Source organism: Photobacterium sp. TLY01 (genome assembly GCF_021432065.1).
Lineage (GTDB): Bacteria > Pseudomonadota > Gammaproteobacteria > Enterobacterales > Vibrionaceae > Photobacterium > Photobacterium halotolerans_A.
The window spans coordinates 878,362-896,159 of sequence record NZ_CP090365.1 but is presented as its reverse complement, the minus strand read 5'-3'; the positions used below and the strand labels follow the sequence as shown (position 1 = coordinate 896,159).

16 protein-coding genes are annotated in these 17,798 nt (G+C 49.0%); 9 read left to right on the top strand and 7 right to left on the bottom strand.

The window, feature by feature from the left end:
- Window positions 1–83: 83 nt before the first annotated feature.
- The 3 genes from msrP (at window position 84) to LN341_RS19675 (ending at window position 2,712) form a co-directional block, all read left to right on the top strand.
- Window positions 84–1,094 carry a protein-methionine-sulfoxide reductase catalytic subunit MsrP gene (gene msrP / locus LN341_RS19685; RefSeq protein ID WP_234205368.1) on the top strand — a complete coding sequence of 337 codons (1,011 nt, stop codon included), beginning with the start codon at window positions 84–86 and terminating at the stop codon, window positions 1,092–1,094.
- The gene (gene msrQ, locus LN341_RS19680) at window positions 1,094–1,756 is read left to right on the top strand and encodes a protein-methionine-sulfoxide reductase heme-binding subunit MsrQ (protein WP_234205366.1); all 663 of its coding nucleotides are present in this window, start codon (window positions 1,094–1,096) and stop codon (window positions 1,754–1,756) included. The genes msrP and msrQ overlap by 1 nt, the downstream gene beginning before the upstream one ends.
- 434 nt (window positions 1,757–2,190) lie before the next feature.
- Window positions 2,191–2,712 (top strand): hypothetical protein, encoded by a 522-nt coding sequence (locus tag LN341_RS19675; protein WP_052730014.1) that lies wholly within the window; start codon window positions 2,191–2,193, stop codon window positions 2,710–2,712.
- Between the two features lie 98 nt (window positions 2,713–2,810).
- Here LN341_RS19675 and LN341_RS19670 read toward each other — a convergent pair whose 3' ends face one another.
- The 3 genes from LN341_RS19670 to LN341_RS19660 are packed head-to-tail and all read right to left on the bottom strand — an operon-like array spanning window position 2,811 to window position 4,181.
- Window positions 2,811–3,650: an isopenicillin N synthase family oxygenase gene (locus tag LN341_RS19670; RefSeq protein WP_234205365.1), complete on the bottom strand. Its 840-nt coding sequence runs from the start codon at window positions 3,648–3,650 to the stop codon at window positions 2,811–2,813.
- Window positions 3,631–3,882, bottom strand: coding sequence for a hypothetical protein (locus LN341_RS19665; RefSeq protein ID WP_144409063.1), 252 nt, complete (start codon window positions 3,880–3,882; stop codon window positions 3,631–3,633). Before LN341_RS19665 ends, LN341_RS19670 begins: the two co-directional genes overlap by 20 nt.
- Window positions 3,879–4,181 (bottom strand): hypothetical protein, encoded by a 303-nt coding sequence (locus LN341_RS19660; RefSeq protein ID WP_046221147.1) that lies wholly within the window; start codon window positions 4,179–4,181, stop codon window positions 3,879–3,881. Before LN341_RS19660 ends, LN341_RS19665 begins: the two co-directional genes overlap by 4 nt.
- Before the next feature lie 671 nt (window positions 4,182–4,852).
- On the opposite strand from LN341_RS19660, the gene LN341_RS19655 reads away from it, so the two are divergent.
- From LN341_RS19655 to ltaE, 4 genes are all read left to right on the top strand, one after another.
- Complete coding sequence (locus tag LN341_RS19655) at window positions 4,853–5,611, top strand: glycosyltransferase family 2 protein (protein ID WP_255783134.1); 759 nt, start codon at window positions 4,853–4,855, stop codon at window positions 5,609–5,611.
- Window positions 5,604–6,296, top strand: a complete 693-nt coding sequence (locus tag LN341_RS19650; protein ID WP_234205361.1) for a TVP38/TMEM64 family protein — start codon at window positions 5,604–5,606, stop codon at window positions 6,294–6,296. Before LN341_RS19655 ends, LN341_RS19650 begins: the two co-directional genes overlap by 8 nt.
- Window positions 6,259–7,980, top strand: a complete 1,722-nt coding sequence (locus LN341_RS19645) for a glycosyltransferase family 39 protein (protein ID WP_046221144.1) — start codon at window positions 6,259–6,261, stop codon at window positions 7,978–7,980. The genes LN341_RS19650 and LN341_RS19645 overlap by 38 nt, the downstream gene beginning before the upstream one ends.
- A gap of 256 nt (window positions 7,981–8,236) precedes the next feature.
- The gene (gene ltaE / locus LN341_RS19640; RefSeq protein ID WP_234206595.1) at window positions 8,237–9,241 is read left to right on the top strand and encodes a low-specificity L-threonine aldolase; all 1,005 of its coding nucleotides are present in this window, start codon (window positions 8,237–8,239) and stop codon (window positions 9,239–9,241) included.
- Window positions 9,242–9,327: 86 nt separating this feature from the next.
- Here the strand turns inward: ltaE and nhaD are convergent, their stop codons facing one another.
- Both nhaD and LN341_RS19630 read right to left on the bottom strand, forming a co-directional pair.
- Entirely contained in the window at window positions 9,328–10,770 is a 1,443-nt protein-coding gene (nhaD, locus tag LN341_RS19635; RefSeq protein WP_234205360.1) for a sodium:proton antiporter NhaD, read from the bottom strand.
- 183 nt (window positions 10,771–10,953) lie between these two features.
- Window positions 10,954–12,261: an endonuclease gene (locus tag LN341_RS19630; RefSeq protein ID WP_234205358.1), complete on the bottom strand. Its 1,308-nt coding sequence runs from the start codon at window positions 12,259–12,261 to the stop codon at window positions 10,954–10,956.
- A 425-nt stretch (window positions 12,262–12,686) separates the two neighbouring features.
- On the opposite strand from LN341_RS19630, the gene LN341_RS19625 reads away from it, so the two are divergent.
- A complete protein-coding gene (locus LN341_RS19625; protein ID WP_370643757.1) occupies window positions 12,687–13,919 on the top strand; it encodes a serine hydrolase in 1,233 nt (410 codons plus the stop codon).
- Window positions 13,920–13,937: 18 nt separating this feature from the next.
- Here LN341_RS19625 and sgrR read toward each other — a convergent pair whose 3' ends face one another.
- Together sgrR and LN341_RS19615 are read right to left on the bottom strand one after the other, a co-directional pair.
- Window positions 13,938–15,635 (bottom strand): HTH-type transcriptional regulator SgrR, encoded by a 1,698-nt coding sequence (gene sgrR, locus LN341_RS19620; protein WP_234205354.1) that lies wholly within the window; start codon window positions 15,633–15,635, stop codon window positions 13,938–13,940.
- A 283-nt stretch (window positions 15,636–15,918) separates the two neighbouring features.
- Complete coding sequence (locus tag LN341_RS19615; RefSeq protein ID WP_234205353.1) at window positions 15,919–16,593, bottom strand: hypothetical protein; 675 nt, start codon at window positions 16,591–16,593, stop codon at window positions 15,919–15,921.
- Between the two features lie 308 nt (window positions 16,594–16,901).
- On the opposite strand from LN341_RS19615, the gene LN341_RS19610 reads away from it, so the two are divergent.
- On the top strand, window positions 16,902–17,756 hold the full coding sequence (locus LN341_RS19610) for a lipase (protein ID WP_234205351.1): 855 nt from the start codon (window positions 16,902–16,904) through the stop codon (window positions 17,754–17,756).
- Window positions 17,757–17,798: the final 42 nt, after the last annotated feature.

The following is a 17,798-nucleotide window of genomic DNA, read 5'->3' as shown; positions in this document are numbered from 1 at the left end:
GAACATCCGTGCGAATGAAATTTTTCTGATTGATACAGGTCTTTTGTAGCATCAGTGAATTTATACCGCACATAGGGATGCACATGCGTATTCGATCAACCCCGTCCTGGCAACTGAAGGAAAGTGATGTCACGCCGGAGTCGGTTTATCACCAACGCCGCGACATTCTCAAAAAGCTCGGGATTACCCTGGCAACACTGCCACTCGCCACGCAAGCCCAGGCCAATATCTTTGACGTTTTTAGTGATGAAGAAAAAATACCGGATCGCCGACGGGCACTCAAAGCCCCAGATTCCACACGTTTTCACCCGGACCTGTCTTTGACACCTGAAGACAAAATTCTGAAATATAATAATTTTTATGAATTTGGGACCGACAAGTCTGATCCTGCTCGCCGGGCAGCGAATTTTGTGACCGATCCATGGAAAGTGGATGTCAGCGGCATGATTACCCGCCCTTTCACGCTCGATTATGACGACATATTTAAACGCTTTCCAATTGAAGAGCGCATTTACCGGCTGCGTTGTGTTGAAGCCTGGTCGATGAACGTGCCTTGGATCGGCTTCCCGCTAGCCTCACTGCTGAGGTATGCACAGCCAACCAGTCACGCAAAATATGTCGCTTTCGAGACATTGTATGACCCGAAACAGATGCCGGGACAAGCCTCACGCCGGCTGGGCGGCGGGATTGATTACCCGTATGTCGAAGGCCTGCGCCTGGACGAAGCGATGCATCCTTTAACTCTGATTGCTGTCGGCTTATACGGGAAAACGCTGGCACCGCAAAACGGTGCGCCGCTCCGATTGGTTGTCCCCTGGAAATACGGTTTCAAAAGCATCAAATCTATCGTCAAAATTACACTGACGGATAAACAACCACCCACCACCTGGAATCTGCTTGCGCCTCAAGAATACGGTTTTTACGCCAACGTAAATCCGCAAGTGGATCACCCAAGATGGAGCCAGGCCAGTGAGCGCTTTATCGGCGAAGGCAATTTGTTCAGCAGCCGTCGTCAGCCAACTCTGCCTTTCAATGGTTATGCCTCTGAAGTCGCGGGGCTTTATCAAGGAATGGATTTGAGGAAGTTTTATTGATGACATCAGTTTCAACAGCACGCCAGAAAAAATACCGTATCAGCCCGCGTCAGATCACCGCCCTGAAAGTGGTGATCCATCTGGTGTCTTTGTTTTTCTTTGTGTTACTGATCTTCCAGACGTTCAAAGGCCAGCTCGGGGCCGATCCGGTTCAGGGACTCAGCCACTTCACCGGCAAAGCCGCCTTGAATACCTTGTTCATCACACTGCTGATCTCTCCGCTGGCCCAATGGTGGAAACAAGGGAGTCTGGTCAAAGTCCGACGGTTACTGGGACTTTACAGTTTCTTCTGGGCGGTTCTGCACCTGCTGGTGTATGTCCTGCTTGATCTGAATCTGGACTGGGCATTGCTGGCAAGCGAAATTGCCGAACGGCCTTACCTGACCGTGGGTGCTGTCTGCTGGTTAATTCTGTTGGCACTTGCCATGACCTCAACGCAAAGCATGCAGCGCCGGTTAGGCAAGCGCTGGCAACAACTTCACTATTGGGTGTATCTGGCCGTGCTACTGGCGCCAGTGCATTACTTTTGGTCGGTAAAATCCGGTGTTGTTGAGCCGCTGCTTTATATCGCCGGCGCCATAATGTTACTGAGTTTCCGGAAGAAGACCTTCAAGCGTTGGATACCCAAATTTCATCAGCAGACTCCCTCTGAAGAGAGATAACACAGGGCTTCATCTCCTGATAATTTGATTCTGGCCGTTACATGGCAACCGGTTCTGTCGTCTTAGCTCGGTCTATTATCAAAACATCCCGGGCTGATTCGACACAGGGATCAATCGCTTTCCCTCACATCGCCATCCTTCAAGCCATGCATTGACTAAAAACAGAGTTCATTTCAAACTAAACGCATAAGTTTGATACAGGTTCAGATTATTCAGGCACATAACCCTTTTCTGCTCTGCGCTCTGGCAATATCATAGAGCGGTATATCCATTATCAATGTCTCGTCCGATCACGTGAGGTTAAGCTGATTTTGATCAGTGAGTTAGTTGCTGTCAGCATCGAACAATTTCAGGCTGACTGTTTACAGCTGTGTACACAACATTATCCTACGGTGCATAACCGGGGGATGCGCGATCGTCATTTAGGCAGACTCATGTGTCGGAGAGTTTTGGCGACGCTGGAAAAGGAAGGGATAGCCGCCACACTTGAACAGGTGGAATGCGATGATGTGATGATGCCGCCTGTATTTCGGATACGGACCAGTGAAGCAACCCTGTGGGTGATTGCGCACCGCCTTCAAAGCGCTAATCTGGCGCGTCGCTCTTCTCTTTTTCAGGCTATCGGCCTGACCTTAAAGCAACTGAATCCCAGCGGGGATCACCACTTACTGCTATTGTCTGACCATTGGTTTGACCGGAGCAAAGCCAGTAAACAACTTCCTTCCTGGTGGCTTGGCCAGATGCCGGAAAATATTCAGGGTTACCTGCAGGACGGCATCAAATTACTGCCCAGTGAATTATCTCTGAGCGGGCAACTGCAGACTCAGTTCGAACTCAGCCAGGGTGTTACTCAACTTCACCATCCACTCAAACGACTACACACAAATACAACTTTGCATCGCTACGCGGTGATGACCGCCTACTACTCCAACATCCATGCCCCTACATCCATGTAATGAAAGCTGGCTGATCAAAGATTCGATTCAGCCTTGATATGCCAGACAAAAACGCCAGCTCACTGAGCTGGCGTTTCTTGATTAGGATGATCGAATGATTAAATCAGGCCCAGCTCTTTCAGGCGCTCCATCAGGTAGCTGTCAGCGGTATGACGCTCTGACAGAACAACCTCTGGCTTCGGGTGCAAGAAAAGTGGCAGAGAAATACGCGATTTCGTTTTATCTGCCCCTTCAGGGTTAATCACACGGTGAGTCGTTGACGGGAAGTAACCGCCAGACGCTTCCTGCAGCATGTCGCCAATGTTTATGATCAGGTTTCCGAACTCACACGGTACATCCAGCCACTCACCTGTTTTGGCTTTTACCTGCAATCCTGGCTCATTGGCAGCTGGCAGTACTGTCAGCAGATTAATATCTTCATGCGCACCGGCGCGGATAGCGCCCAGCCCTTCCTCACCCTTCAGAGGCGGATAATGCAAAACGCGGAGCAAGGTTTTGTCACTGTTTTCAATCATGCTCGATAAAGACTGCGAATACAGGGCTGATACCTCGGCCGGTGAGTGCTTTTCTACCCAGGACAGCAAGGTCGATGCCAGCGCATTAGCCTGGGCATAATAATCCTGCAATTGATCTTTCAGCGCGTCAGGGCACTGACCCCATGGGTAATAGTGAAAAAACTCTTTGATATCTTTCTGATTATGGCCTTTCGCCGTTTCAGAAACGTCTGGCGGGAAAAAGCCATCTTGCATGTTGGTATTGAAACGAAAAGCGTATTTTTCTTCGGAATCAAAAAATGCTTGCCAGTTATCATAGATGGAGCTGACCAGCTCCTGCTGCAAAGGATGGTTTTTCAGGACGCCAAAGCCGGTTTCGCGCAGTGATTCAACGAAACGCGCTTGTGCGTCATCAGCAGTAAAGTCAATCGCTTCTAATTTCATGATGTTCTTCTTTATACGGTAGGGCGTAGATTGATGCGTTAATCGCATCTTGTGGCAAGGATTTTAGACCTTCAATACCGCCGGAACAACCCGCAAGCCAAAGCCTGACAGAAACAGAGTGTTGATGAAACGAAACGATTGCCCAACCGATTGCGTTGACCAGAGCAAACAGACGAAAAACCCTGCCGAAGCAGGGTTTATTTCGCAGAATTCGATGCTGATAATTCGTCATAGATCACGCATTAGCAACTCAAACTCATCCTCAGCAAGTTCGATCAGTTTAGCGAGCTCCCGGGCATCATCGTTCGCTAAATCCACTTGCCAGCGTACACATTCACCACCGACATGATCTCGACAAACTAACTCAGTTTTTTTGCCATTTGACTGAAACGAAAGTTCTTCAAACTCGGCCAAAAACTTATCGTGTTCTTCCATGATTTCAACTTCAAGAAAACCAGTCGGTATAACTTTCACATCCAAATGGTATCCTTTACCGCCTGGTAACAGGTACTGCCGGTGTTCAGCTAACATCCTCCTTTCCTCCACTCAGTTGACTCGCAACTAAAAGTGTAGTCAAAGATTCTGCTACGCGAGTAAATTTTCCCCGAGCAAGCACCACCCTAACTTCAGGAAAAGTAATGTTTTTTTCTTATACAGCCCAAATTTGAACAAATTGTATCAATCACAATAATTGGCTGAATATGCTTCTTATTTTAAGTCATTCTCTGCTCACTCAATACTTTGTTATCAGGCATCAGTTACTTATTCAAAATAATGCTCAGCGGTACATCCGCCATCTTGTTGCTGTACACATTTCGATGATCGACTGTCATCGTTTCTTCATATGAGTGAAGTCGTTGCTTTCGCCGATGGTTGATACATTTTTGAGACTATCACCTTATATTCAAAATATAATCGTGAAGTTTGATGCTCGAATGAATCCCTGACACCTCCAAAAGCAAACCATTCTTATTTGTAGTTTTATCAATGATTCTAAATTGCGATGAAACACAAATCATCGAAATACATTTTTCCCATCCATTTGATTTATATGCTATATCAAATGATACTCAATGCGTAAAAGGGATAATAAAACGGTCAAATCAGACTGATATTATGAGTGACGTTCTGCTTTAGGTGCATCTCTGCTGGCTCGCAACATACCGGGTCGGAGAGCTGAAATTGTTAAATTTCATGGAGTGATGTGTGTGGTGACCTACCCGCTTGTTTCTGCAGTAATCCCCGCCAAAGATGAATCAATGAATCTTCCAATGTTGCTGAGTGAAATTCAATCAGTGCTGAGCGATCACTGCCAGTTCGAGATTATCGTTGTTGATGATGGCAGCACTGATCATACCTATGCTGTATGCGATGAATGGGGACAAAACCACCCCGATGTGGCGCTAACCGTGGTTCGTCACCAGCATGCTGTTGGACAAAGTACGGCTTTATTGACCGCGGTCCATCAGGCCAAAGGAGAGTGGATAGTCACGCTGGACGGCGACGGGCAAAATGACCCAGCCGATATTCCGGCGTTAATGGACGCAGCGGCCAAGCAGGACAATCCGCATTTCTGTATTGCAGGCTACCGGAAAAACCGACAAGACACTGAATGGAAGCGATTTCAGTCCAGATTTGCAAACGCCATTCGCCAGGCTGTACTCAAAGATGGCGTCAAAGATACGGGCTGCGGCCTGAAACTCATTCCTCGTCGCACTTACCTTGCTTTGCCATATTTCGACCATATGCACCGTTTTTTACCTGCTCTGATCCGCCGCTTAGATGGACAGATTGATGTGGTGCCAGTCAATCACAGAGGCCGCTGGGGAGGTGTATCAAAATACAATGCGCTTAACCGTGCCTGGGTCGGCTTCATTGATATGTGTGGCGTGTTATGGCTCAGTCGCCGCTGTAAAAACCCACAAATAGAAAACATCAGCCAACGGGCAACACATGAATAAGCTGTATGTCAAAGCGACAATCATCTTAACCTGCCTATTGGCTCTTTATCTGCTGATTCGCAATGACTGGATGCCATCATTTACCGATCATCATCTCATCGCCCACTGGCTGGACCATGCGGGTCCGTTGAAGTGGCTGTCGCTTTATGTATCGGCAATTGTTTTCATTGGTGCTGGCGGGCCGCGTCAGGCCATTGCATTCTTGTTTGGTTTTTTATTTGGTGGACCACTTGGCATCGTGATCGCTTTACTGGTGACGCTGGCTGGATCTATGGGCTGCTTCCTGCTGGCAAGGCATATCATCGGCCTATTACTTGAGCAGCGCTTTACAAAGTATCTGCGTCTGTTCGAGAAATCCTTGCTTCATGACCCAGCCAAGAAAATTCTCATTATTCGTTTGCTCCCTGTCGGCAGCAACCTTTTCACCAACTTGTTTTCCGGGGCTTGCAAGCTGAAAACAAGCGCTTTCGTCATCGGTTCTCTTCTAGGCTTTTTGCCTCAAACCGCTGTATTTGCGATGGCAGGCTCAGGCGTTCGTCTGTCAGACCATCATCAGATGACCATCAGTATTTTACTTTTTACACTATCCAGTGCTTTAGGGATCTATCTGTACTTCAACCGGGAAAAATCGACCAGGGACGCGACACATGCCATCAAGCCAGGTTCAAACCCATACGATCAGTGAATCAAGATATCCATGGGATAAACTGAGCATCCTGCTATTTTCAATCGCTATTATCCTGCTCTTCTGGGGAATTGGCTGGCGGGCGCCCTGGCCAGCCGATGAGCCACGTTTTGCCGAAGTTGCCCGGGAAATGGTCGCGACCGGACAGTGGTTCTTTCCAATGCGAGGCGGCGAGCTATACCCGGACAAACCACCCGTCTTCTTTTGGAGTATCGCTTTTTTTTACTGGATGACAGGCAATCTGAAAATCTCTTTTCTGCTGCCAAACGCTTTTTGTGGCCTGTTGACTCTGGTGCTGGTTTGGGATTTAGCTCGCAGGCTGTGGGATATCAAAACCGCAAGAACCGCTCTTTTCCTGCTGTTATTGGCACCGCAGTTTTTGATCCAGGCAAAAAATGCCCAAATCGACGCCATGGTGGCCTGCTGGATTACCGTTTCCTGCTATTGCCTGATTCGTCACTTTTTCCTATCACCGAACTGGCGCTTGTATCATCTGGCCTGGGCAATGATGGGGCTGGGTGTTATTACAAAGGGGGTCGGTTTTTTACCCATACTCATGTTTATTCCGATGGCCGTCTATTTTTTCCCGCAGCGTCACGCCCTTCCAAAGGCTTTTTCTAAGCGAGCCTGGTTTGGGCCCTTAGTCATGCTAGCCGTCATTGCAGCCTGGTTAATCCCTCTCCTTATCCTGACCGGTGTCAATGATGACCCGCAATTTCAGGCTTACCGGGATAATATTTTGTTCAGGCAGACAGCAGAGCGCTATGCCAATTCGCTTGGGCATCTGCAACCCTGGCATTATTTTATTTCGTCGGTGATCCCGGTATTCTGGTTTCCACTCCCCTTTATGGTTATTGCATTCTGGAAGCCCTTACGCGATTCCTGGAAACGATACCCCGTTGTTTGGGTGCTCCTGAGCTGGGTCGTTCTGGTGGTTGTATTCTTTAGCATTAGCCCAGGAAAACGCGGTGTCTACGTCCTGCCGGCATTACCTATGCTGGCGCTCGCACTGAGCCCGGCGGTTGACCTTCTGGACAACAAACGATGGCTCCATTGGCTAATCATGACAGTGCTTACTCTGATTGGCGTTGTATTGTTTTTTGGCGGTATTGCAGGTATCGCTGGGCTGGAAAAAGCCGTTCGCGAGCTTGAAGAACAGACTTTACAAGCCGGTGTCATGCTTTGCATCACAGGTGGAATATGGCTGGCGACACTCTGGTACCGGCGAACTCACAACGCTTATCTGACCATGGGAGGGTTACTCGCAATCACCTGGCTTATTTTTGCCAGTTGGGGATATCATTTACTGGACCCAAACCGCACGCCAAAGGCGATCATGGCGGAGATTGCCCACAGTGTCGGTCATGATTCTGAGCTAGGCTTGGTCAATTTCAAAGAGCAGCATATCCTGTTTTCATCACAAACCGTGACTCACTTCAGCTATCTTGCTCCGATAGCCGAACAGGAGCGACGAGCCTGGGCCTGGTTACATGAAGCGCCGGATCGGTATGTGCTAATCCCGGATTCTGCAAAAGTCAGTTGTTTTGTGATGAGCAAAGGAAAAGATATGGGGCTGGCCCACCGACGTCATTGGATGCTGTTTGAACCGTCATCAGCAGAGCCTGAATGTACTCCCCCACAATCCATGCGAAAATTCGTGACTCAACGGCCATATCCCTGGTAATCGTTTCCCAGGCGACGAATGCAGCATTTCATGTTGCACCTTAAATCATTGATAAACGTTTTTGACGCCTGATTCAGAACATAAGGCAACTCGAATGGTAGAGATAGGCTCATTGATGTCGGCTACCCACTGACCCATCGACTTTTCATGCTATATTGAATCTCTTCGTCACGGCGGCGACAGCCATCTTCATCTAATACATGGAATTTCTACTATGACAGAAAGCCAATACGCTCCCCCCTCTAGTGTCCGTTATATTGATTTTCGCTCTGATACCGTCACTCAGCCTTCTCCTGCCATGCGTCAGGCCATGGCGAATGCGGCCGTTGGGGACGATGTTTACGGCGACGACCCCACAGTCAATGAGCTGGAACAATGGGCTGCAGAACGACATGGCTTTGAAGCCGCGCTTTTTTGTAGTTCCGGCACACAGGCCAACTTGCTCGGGCTGATGGCACACTGCGAACGTGGTGATGAATACCTGTGCGGACAGCAGGCGCACAACTACAAGTTTGAAGGTGGCGGCGCGGCTGTGCTGGGCTCAATTCAGCCGCAGCCAATTGAGAATCTGCCTGACGGCACACTGCCTTTTGATAAGCTGGCGGCTGCCATTAAGCCGGACGACAGTCACTTCGCACGTACCAGGTTGCTCAGTCTGGAAAATACGATTAACGGCAAGGTGCTTCCGCTGTCTTATCTGGCAGAAGCCAGAACTTTTGTGGATCAACACGGCCTCTCGCTGCACTTAGATGGTGCCCGGGTTTACAACGCGATGGCAGCGCTGGATGTGGATATCACCGAAATCGTCAAATACTTCGATTCGTTCACGATTTGCCTGTCGAAAGGGCTGGGCGCACCTGTGGGCTCGCTGTTACTTGGCAATCAAGCGTTCATTAAAAAAGCCAGACGCTGGCGCAAAGTGCTGGGTGGCGGCATGCGCCAGGCCGGTATTCTGGCCGCAGCGGGTAAAATCGCACTGCAGGAAAATACAGCCCGGCTGAAAGTAGACCATGATAATGCCCGTTATTTAGCCGAGCAACTGACCACTGTACCGGGATTCAGCACTAAGCCCGAATTGGTACAAACCAATATTTTGTTCGCTAAAGTGGACAATGGAATTAATCAGGCGCAATTGCTTTCAACGCTGAAAGAGAAAGGGATTCTCCTGAGTCAGGGAAACCCAATGCGTTTGGTTACCCATTTAGATGTCAGCCGTGATGATATTGATCGCTTAATTGCAGAGCTGAAATCCGCACTGTAAACCTCAGCCTGCCACCAAAGTGTTACTGGTGGCAGGCAAATCTTCTTAATCAGATCGTCGCCGTATCGGTCAGTGCCCTGTTTGATCTAACCAAACTCAGCCGTATTTAATACCAGATGTACCGCAATACTTAATGCATACCCCAGTGCAATAACCGGTGCCCACTTGAGGTGACCGAAAAAAGTATATTTGCCATGAGCCGCCCCCATCAGAGCGACTCCGGCAGCAGAGCCAATCGACAGCAAACTGCCGCCAACTCCGGCGGTTAATGTCACCAGCAACCAGTTACCAATCGACATATCCGGGTTCATCGTCAGCACAGCAAACATAACAGGAATATTATCAATGACTGCAGAAAGAACACCGACGGTGATATTGGCCCACATAGGATCCCATTGTGTGTACATCAGATTTGAGGCCACACTCAGATAGCCCAGCAAGCTTAACCCGCCGACACACATCACCACGCCATAGAAAAACAACAAGGTATCCCACTCCGCCATCGATATTCGTCTGAACACATCAAAGGGCACCACAGAGCCAAGACGCTCCAGCGCCGCGCTGTCATTATTGGCCATGGCAATTGCTCGTTTTTTCTCCAGTGAACGCGGCAAGGTTTTTTGCAGAAAGAAACCAAATAAAGAGAGATAAGCCAGCCCCATCATCATCCCCATCACCGGCGGGAAGTGCAGATACGCATGGAAGGCCACCGCTGTCAGTATGGTCAGCAAAAACAGGAGCACAATACGCCGCGCGCCCCGTTTCAATTCCACATACTCGCTGATCGTTTCAGGTTTAGTGCGGGGAACAAAGAAAGACATGATCAACGCAGGCACCAGATAATTCACCAGGGCGGGAACAAAGAGCTCAAAAAACTGGGTGAACCGGACCAATCCGGCCTGCCAGACCATCAGTGTTGTGATATCACCAAACGGACTGAACGCACCGCCCGCATTGGCAGCGACTACGATATTGATACAGGCAAGATTGATAAAACGGGTATTCTCCCCGCCCACTTTCATCACGACAGCACACATGAGTAACGCTGTGGTCAGGTTGTCGGCCACCGGGGAGATAAAAAAGGCCAGAAACCCCGTCAGCCAGAACAGCGATCGGAAGTTAAATCCTTTACTGACCATCCAGCCTTGAAGCGCATCAAACAATCGCCGCTCTTCCATGGCGCTGATGTACGTCATTGCCACCAGCAGGAACAGCATCAGCTCGGCGTATTCCAGTAAGTTATGCTCCAGCGCCATATGTGCTGTCTCGATCGCGCCCTGCTCTTTGTAAGCAAAACCAATCATGATCCAGATGATACCTGCTGCCAGCAGCATAGGTTTTGACTTGCGAAGCTGCAGATACTCTTCTGCCATCACCAAACCATAAGCCACCACAAAGATCAGAATGGCGATATAGCCAATGGTCGTCCGGGTCAGATCCAAACCCATGCTTTCCGTACTGGCAAAGGCTAAAAAGGGACATCCGAGCAAGATCAGAAGAAGGACAAAGTAAGACACTTTTTTACGCATTCTCTACTCCATGAGACAACACACTCAACAAACAATACACTGTTGCATTTTTTATATTGTGGTTCAGGACTGCAATAATGCGATGAAATGACTACAAAAATTTGTAGTGCTTCACTTTTCGCTGAGACACTCATCCAATGAGAAAAAGAAAGGGACCCAAACGGGTCCCTGAGTGTCGGATGCTTATTGACCCCATATTTCTGTCACAAATTCCGGATAATCAACAAACGGGTTACGATTGCCCTGGAAGTTGTAGGCGTCTTCGTTGCGATCCTGCTCTTTCTGACTGACCGGATCCTCCTGGTGCCATTGCAGCAACATGGTCAGGAACCAATCCTCAAACACCTGATCACTGGTTCCGTTCAACACTGCGTCGCCGTGTGTATCATTCGACTCCCAGCCTGAAATCCCGTTTTGGTAGCGGGTCGCCATATAGAAATACGCCCGGGCAATATCGCCTTTAAAGGCATCGACCGGTTCAAACACAATACCAGAATAACTCAGTCCGGACGCTGCTGAACCCAGCTTTGAACCATTCTCGGAAGTATAAGTCGCGCTGCCAACTTCACCGTATGGGTAGCTGCTTCGTCTGCCATTCACATAACCATCGGTCGGGAACACATGGTGTACATCGGTATTCATCGGTGCAACCGCCCCGCCAAACCAGCTACGGGGGAAAGAATGCTCACGGTTGTAACAATCCCCCTCACCACTATAGGAACCACACTGATCATTTCCAGGCGTGAAGGTATAACTATCGGTTCCCGATGGGTTCTCTGAATAAATGTCCAGAATAGAACCGTCATCTTCATAGCTTTCATCCCGTTCATGCGCGTTGTAAAACGTCCACAGATCGCTATAGCTCTGGGCGCTATGATCCTTGATGATATTGTACAGTGCTGTTTTCAGTGTATATCCGGTCAAGCCTTCAGCCGTCTGATAGTAACTCGACAGATCGCTCAGCCCGCCTCCTTCACCAGCTCCGCCTGAAGTGCCGTCCTCGCCAGGTTCAAACCGATCCACATAAACCACTTCTGAACCATCAAACCCCGGTTGGTCATAGAAACGTAGTCCGACTTCAATATTGGTGGTACTCCCGGCTGTATAGCTATACCTGAGTTGCTGCCACTGACCGGTATTTGCCGGGATGGAATAATCCAGATAACCATCAACATACAAGCGCGCAGCCACATTTCCCTCTGTGTGGTAAATCCAGACACTGAAGTCATATGTTTCACCACGGGTCACACTGACAATCTGACGAAAATCTGTTGAACTTTGCGTGTCAGTATTGACCATGATTGCCGCCGCACTGCTTCCCGAATAAACCGGACTGATGGTTTCACTGACACTGATCCCTGAATCAAGGATTGTCCAGTGCACCGGACTGCCACTATTCCAGCTTTCAAAATCGCCGTTACTAAGCTGAGCGACAGCCTCGCCCTGTACCCCGAATGTTAAAAGTCCCAGCAGCGTTAGTGCTCGTTTCATTTGTCATCCCGTTGTCTTTGTTAATGATCTGTTAATAAAATAAAGTTGCACACAAATCTCGGTTTTAGAACAAATTTATGAATGCCTTGCCACTTTTTTGATAACTAAGTCAAAATAACAACAGAAGATGAAATAAACATGAAAGGAACTCGTTGACTGTACAACAAGCCAAACCACTGAGACATCCGGTAAAAAATATCCTCAGAAACAAAGTTTTTACTAAGCTGGAAGGAGAACTCATCAGAATCTAATGATGGTCAGATTTTCTTTAAGGACGAGCAATCACTGGAAAGGCAGACATTACCATCACTCGTGACGATGGATACAAATGACCCAGCACAGTCACGTGTTATCAGAGCACAGAACAAGCGGCTCTGTATTTTGAAAGGTATCTCTCGGCGTCATCTGAATAGGGGCACTGGACTATGACAAAAACACTGTTTAGACCCGCGTTGTTATGCTGTACAACCGGGCTGTACCTTACATTGGTTTCCCCCGTTTTGGCAGAAGATGCACTCATGCCCAGCCCGCCGGAAGTCGCCGCTGATGCATGGGTTTTAATGAGTTATCAGTCTGGGCAAGTGATTGCAGGCAGCAACGAGCACAAAACACATGCCCCCGCCAGCCTGGTTAAAATTATGACAAGTTACGTGGTCGGAACTGAGCTGAAAGCCGGCCATATTCACAATGATGACAAAGTGGTGATCAGCGAAAATGCCTGGAGTCAAAAATTTCCGGGCTCATCCGTGATGTTTATCAACGTAGGTGATGAAGTCACAGTGGACGATCTCAATCATGGTGTGATCATTTCTTCCGGCAACGATGCCACCGTCGCGCTGGCCGAGCATGTGGCCGGCCATACTTCCGCATTTATCGAAATGATGAACCGCCAGGCTGAAAAAATAGGCATGAATAATACCTATTTTACGAATCCGCATGGCCTGGATAGCGATCAGCAAGCGACAACCGCTTATGACATGGCGCTGCTGACACGGGCTTTTATTCAGGATTTACCTGAAATGTATGAGCTGTTCAAAATCAAATCCTTTACTTTCAACAAGATTAAACAAGGCAACCGTAACCCGCTTCTCTGGGACACCAGTCTCAATGCGGATGGTGTGAAAACCGGATATACCAAAGATGCTGGCTACAGTCTGGTCTCTTCGGCATCCCAGGATGATTTCCGGCTGATCGCCGTGGTTTTGGGAACAGAAAACGTCAATGCCCGCAGGAACGAAAGTAAAAAGTTACTCACCTGGGGCTTTCGGTTTTATCAGGATTTTAAACCCGACTTTGACAGCAAAACACTGAAAAAGGCCAAAGTCTGGTATGGCTCGCCGTCAAACGTTCAGGTTGAGGTGTCCGATGGTGGCGTGATCACCGTACCGCGTCGTCAGCGAAAAAATCTCGAGCATAAAGTCTTTTATGACACCAATCTGGAAGCCCCGGTCGCCAAAGGCCAGCAGGTTGGGAAAGTCGAGTGGTACCTCGACCAGCAATTACTGACCGTTCAGCCTATTGTTGCAGCGGAAGCATCCGGTAAGGCTCCCTGGTACAAGTCGATGATCGATACCGTCTGGCGGCCGATTGGGCGCTGGTTCAGTGATCAGGACTGGGATCCGAGAACCGACAAAGCCATCACCGAAACCACGCAATAAACAACAAAGCGACCGGGTCTATTCCAGACCCGGTTTGAGCCAGACGGATTTAAAATCAAACCATCCCATAGAGTTCGGCGCCATGCCTTGTACCGGACCAGCACTGTACACACCCAACCAGGCATGGAATAAAGGGATCACTTGTCCTGATTTCACCAGACTCGCCCCTATTTCATGGCTGGGGCAGGTCCGGCCACGGTCAGAACGCCATACCGCAACACTGTGATTCAGCGCGTCAAACTCATTGGATGGCATGGCCCGTGAAATATGCTCGAAACTGTAAAGCCAGGCCAGAAATGCATCATCCCTGTGATTACTCAGACTCATGCCATTGAGCCAAATATCAATTTTATCCGCGTGCTTGCCCATCAACACATCTGTGTTACTCAACTCCATCACTTTCAGCCTCAGACCATCCTCAGCAAGTACACTGTCGATTGCCCGGGCCAGTTCATGGTAAACCGGGTGATGTTGCGGAAACGCTAGCGTCACCATCCGCTTAGCCGGTGCGGCCGCTTTTACCGGTTGCGGATTGAGATCGGTCCAGCCAGGTAACAGTCCATAGGCATTGATCAAACGGATATCGCCTATTTCGGCCGGATCCATTCTTGAAAGCAACTGCATTGGCCCAAACCGGCTCTGAAAATAAGCCAGCCACTCGGGATCGCTGGCAAGGCCATTCACCCGGTTTAACAGCAGATAACTGCAGCCTTCATCCAATGTCAGTTGATCATTCACATCCTTAATCTTTTCAACAACCTTATCAGTGCCCGGTTGCAGATAGCAGGCAGTGACACCGGTTAATATCCAGATCTCAACGACATCGATCAGTGCACGAAAGCCAAAATAGTGATCAAACGCTTCCAGCGTCAATCGCTGCCTGTCATTTTGCGTCACTTTATAAGGCCCGGTGCCCACAGGAAACAAATCCGCTTCCCTGTCGCTGTCCAGCTCAGCAGGCTGAATCATCGCCATGATGTTGGCCAGCAAATCAGGCAAACGGTAGTCATCCTGACTCAGACGGATATCAATAGTATTCGGAAAAGGTGACGAAATATGGCTGAGATGGCTGAATAACTGGTGGCCTTGCAGGCGCTCAAGACTTTTTACGACATCCTGGCTGTCCAGCAGACTGCCGTCGTGAAACCGCACGGCCGGGCGAAGATAAAACCGCCAGTGGCGGGCTGAAAAGGCTTCCCAGTGATGGGCCAGATCCCCTTCGACTTCCTCTTTTTCCTCATTAACCCGTGCCAGCCCGTTAAAAATCTGCCGTACCAGATGTTGCTCAGAACGCCGGAGCGGACGAAGCGGGTTGAGATTAGTAAACGCTCGGTAATACGGGACGCGGACGATCTGACGTCCTTTTTGCGTGGTTAGTCCCAACTGTTCCTGTATGAGCTGAGCAAGCTTATTGGCGTCGTGACCCAGCGCTTCCAGAGCGGGTTCCAGCTTGCCATCAGCAACCAGCTTGCGGGCGTGATTGTACTGCAGTTCGGTATCCGTACTGTGAAAGACTAGCCGCGATTGTTTACCGCGTCCGATCGCCGGCTCCCAGTCGATCCATCCTTTCTCGACCATCTTATTGATGACCATGCGCACATTGCGACGCGTGCAGAACAGGACATCAGAAATGTCCTGCAAATTGGTATCGCTGTCCTGACCGGAAAAATGGTGATAAAGACGCTGGAATTGCGTTTTCAGACGCTGGCCACTCATAGAAAAGGGGAACCTTTAAAAATAGGATTTTCAATTTTTTGTTTCCCTATTTTAATCTACATTGTTGTTTCATGAAACCGCAGCGTTCAGCGCCTGCTCGTGATTCTTACAAAGAATGAATCACTTGGCTGGCAAGCATACCGGTTTCATTTTATGGCAACCGGGCAAAAGAAGACCTCCCCCGATCTTCAGTGCCTGAGTGTTTGTCCGGTTGCCTTTTCCCGCATGATCAAAAAAGCGCCTTTCGGCGCTTGATGTACACGGCATTCGGTTAACCTGTTTATCAGGACGCGTCTGATGCTTTAGTTTGTAATGTTTTGGCAGACGATACCTGCTGAGATTGCAATGCTTTCAGCTGCTTTTTCAGCGCATCATTCTCACTCTGCAGTGTTTTTTGATCTGCCAGCAACGCTGCCTGCTCCTTTTTAGCCAGCTTGTTTGCTTCTGCCAACTCAGCTTTTGCCGCGCGCAGTGCTTCATTCAGCGATGCCACCTTCGCCGTGCTGGCGTCAAGATCCGTTTTCACTTTACGCTGGTTACGCTGCGCCGTTTGCTTGGCTTTCTGAGCTTTATCACACTCGGCTGTCATCTGTGCTAATGCTTCTTCCAGCTCAGCCACTTGTTGTGAATTGTCTGCAGCGGCGCTTTCCTGACCCGTCATCGCCAGCCAGCCTGAGAGCATATTCTCACTGGCTAACTGCATCATATCGAACGGAAACACCAGTCCTTGCTCTTTGGTTTGCTGCACTTTTTCGTTCAATACCTTATCGGCTTGTTCAATCTGCTTGAGGGTATTGCCATAACTATCGTGTGTTGCGCGGGTGAACTGCTTCGCTGCAATGGTTTCCCAGGCCCGATGAACCTGCATCCAGGTTTCAACGTGAGAAAAGTACAGGCTAGGGTCAAACACCGGTGAAGACCATTGTTGTTGCAAAGCCTTATGTAAACCATTTTCCATGAGTCATTCTCCTAAAGTTGGCTTCAATTTAGCAATTGTCCTTGTGATTCCCTTTCGGGATATGCCCTAAACAACATGGCACACTGTGCGCACAATGCCAGATGCGCATAGTTTACCCACTCAAAATGACAGCATAAAGAACAAAAAACAAGCAGCACTATGCTTTGAACATGGAATAAATGCGTGTTCAGAGAAACTTGAGAGAAGTGCCACATCAAACGATCGCTGGCATTTTGTCATGAATTTGCGATGTTCACCCGCTAGCCTCAGAGGTCACATCACACTCAAAAGCGCCCATTTGCGACTGTATGAAAAAACTGAAACGTTATCAGTACGAACGCTACGCTATTTTATGCCGGCAAGCTTATCCGGCAGACTTCGACCATACCCAGTATGGCTTTGCTCCGACTGGCCGGCGGGATATTACCGACCGATGGGGACGAACCATTATCCGGGTACTCTGGGGAGAGCAGAATGAAGCCATCGTGGTGTTCAAAGGCTCTCAGAATCTGTGGGACTGGCTGCTTAATTTTGCATGTTTCCCCCAAAAACTGCCGGGAAGACAGAAGCCTTATCGAGTCCACTGGGGTTATCACTTTCTTCTGGAGCAGAAGAGTAAATTAGGCTCGAATCGCTACGCAGAGGCGTTCCCCTCCATGTCTGCTTCACAAGAAATTGATTATCTGCAGGCCGCTGATGCACAGCATTTCCAGGATGAGTCGCTCTATCAGCAGATTCGCTCAACCCTGTTACCCTTAATTCAAAACGGTAAACGCATTTCTTTTACCGGCCATTCCTCGGGGGGTGCCATGGCAGTGCTGACCGTGGAAAGGCTGGGTAACGAGTTTCCAGACGCTATCAAACGGGTGGTCACTTTCGGTCAGCCGGCGGCCGGTTTCTGGAGTTTCAGACAAGCCTACAGTTACCATCACTGCACCTACCGGATCTGCTGCGATCTGGACATTGTCACCTTTCTGCCAGCCATCCCTTTGATGCACTGGCATGTCGGCAAAATGCTCTGGCTGCACAACGAGAAAATCTACGACAACATCTCGACACCGGTCAGGCTGTACAAATCACTGGTGAGTTGGGTATTGCGCCCTATCACCTACCACTATATGCACAAATACATCAGAAATAAGGACTACTTTGACAAACACTGATCCCTGAATCACTGAGCAGCAACAGAGGAGTAAAAATTTAAC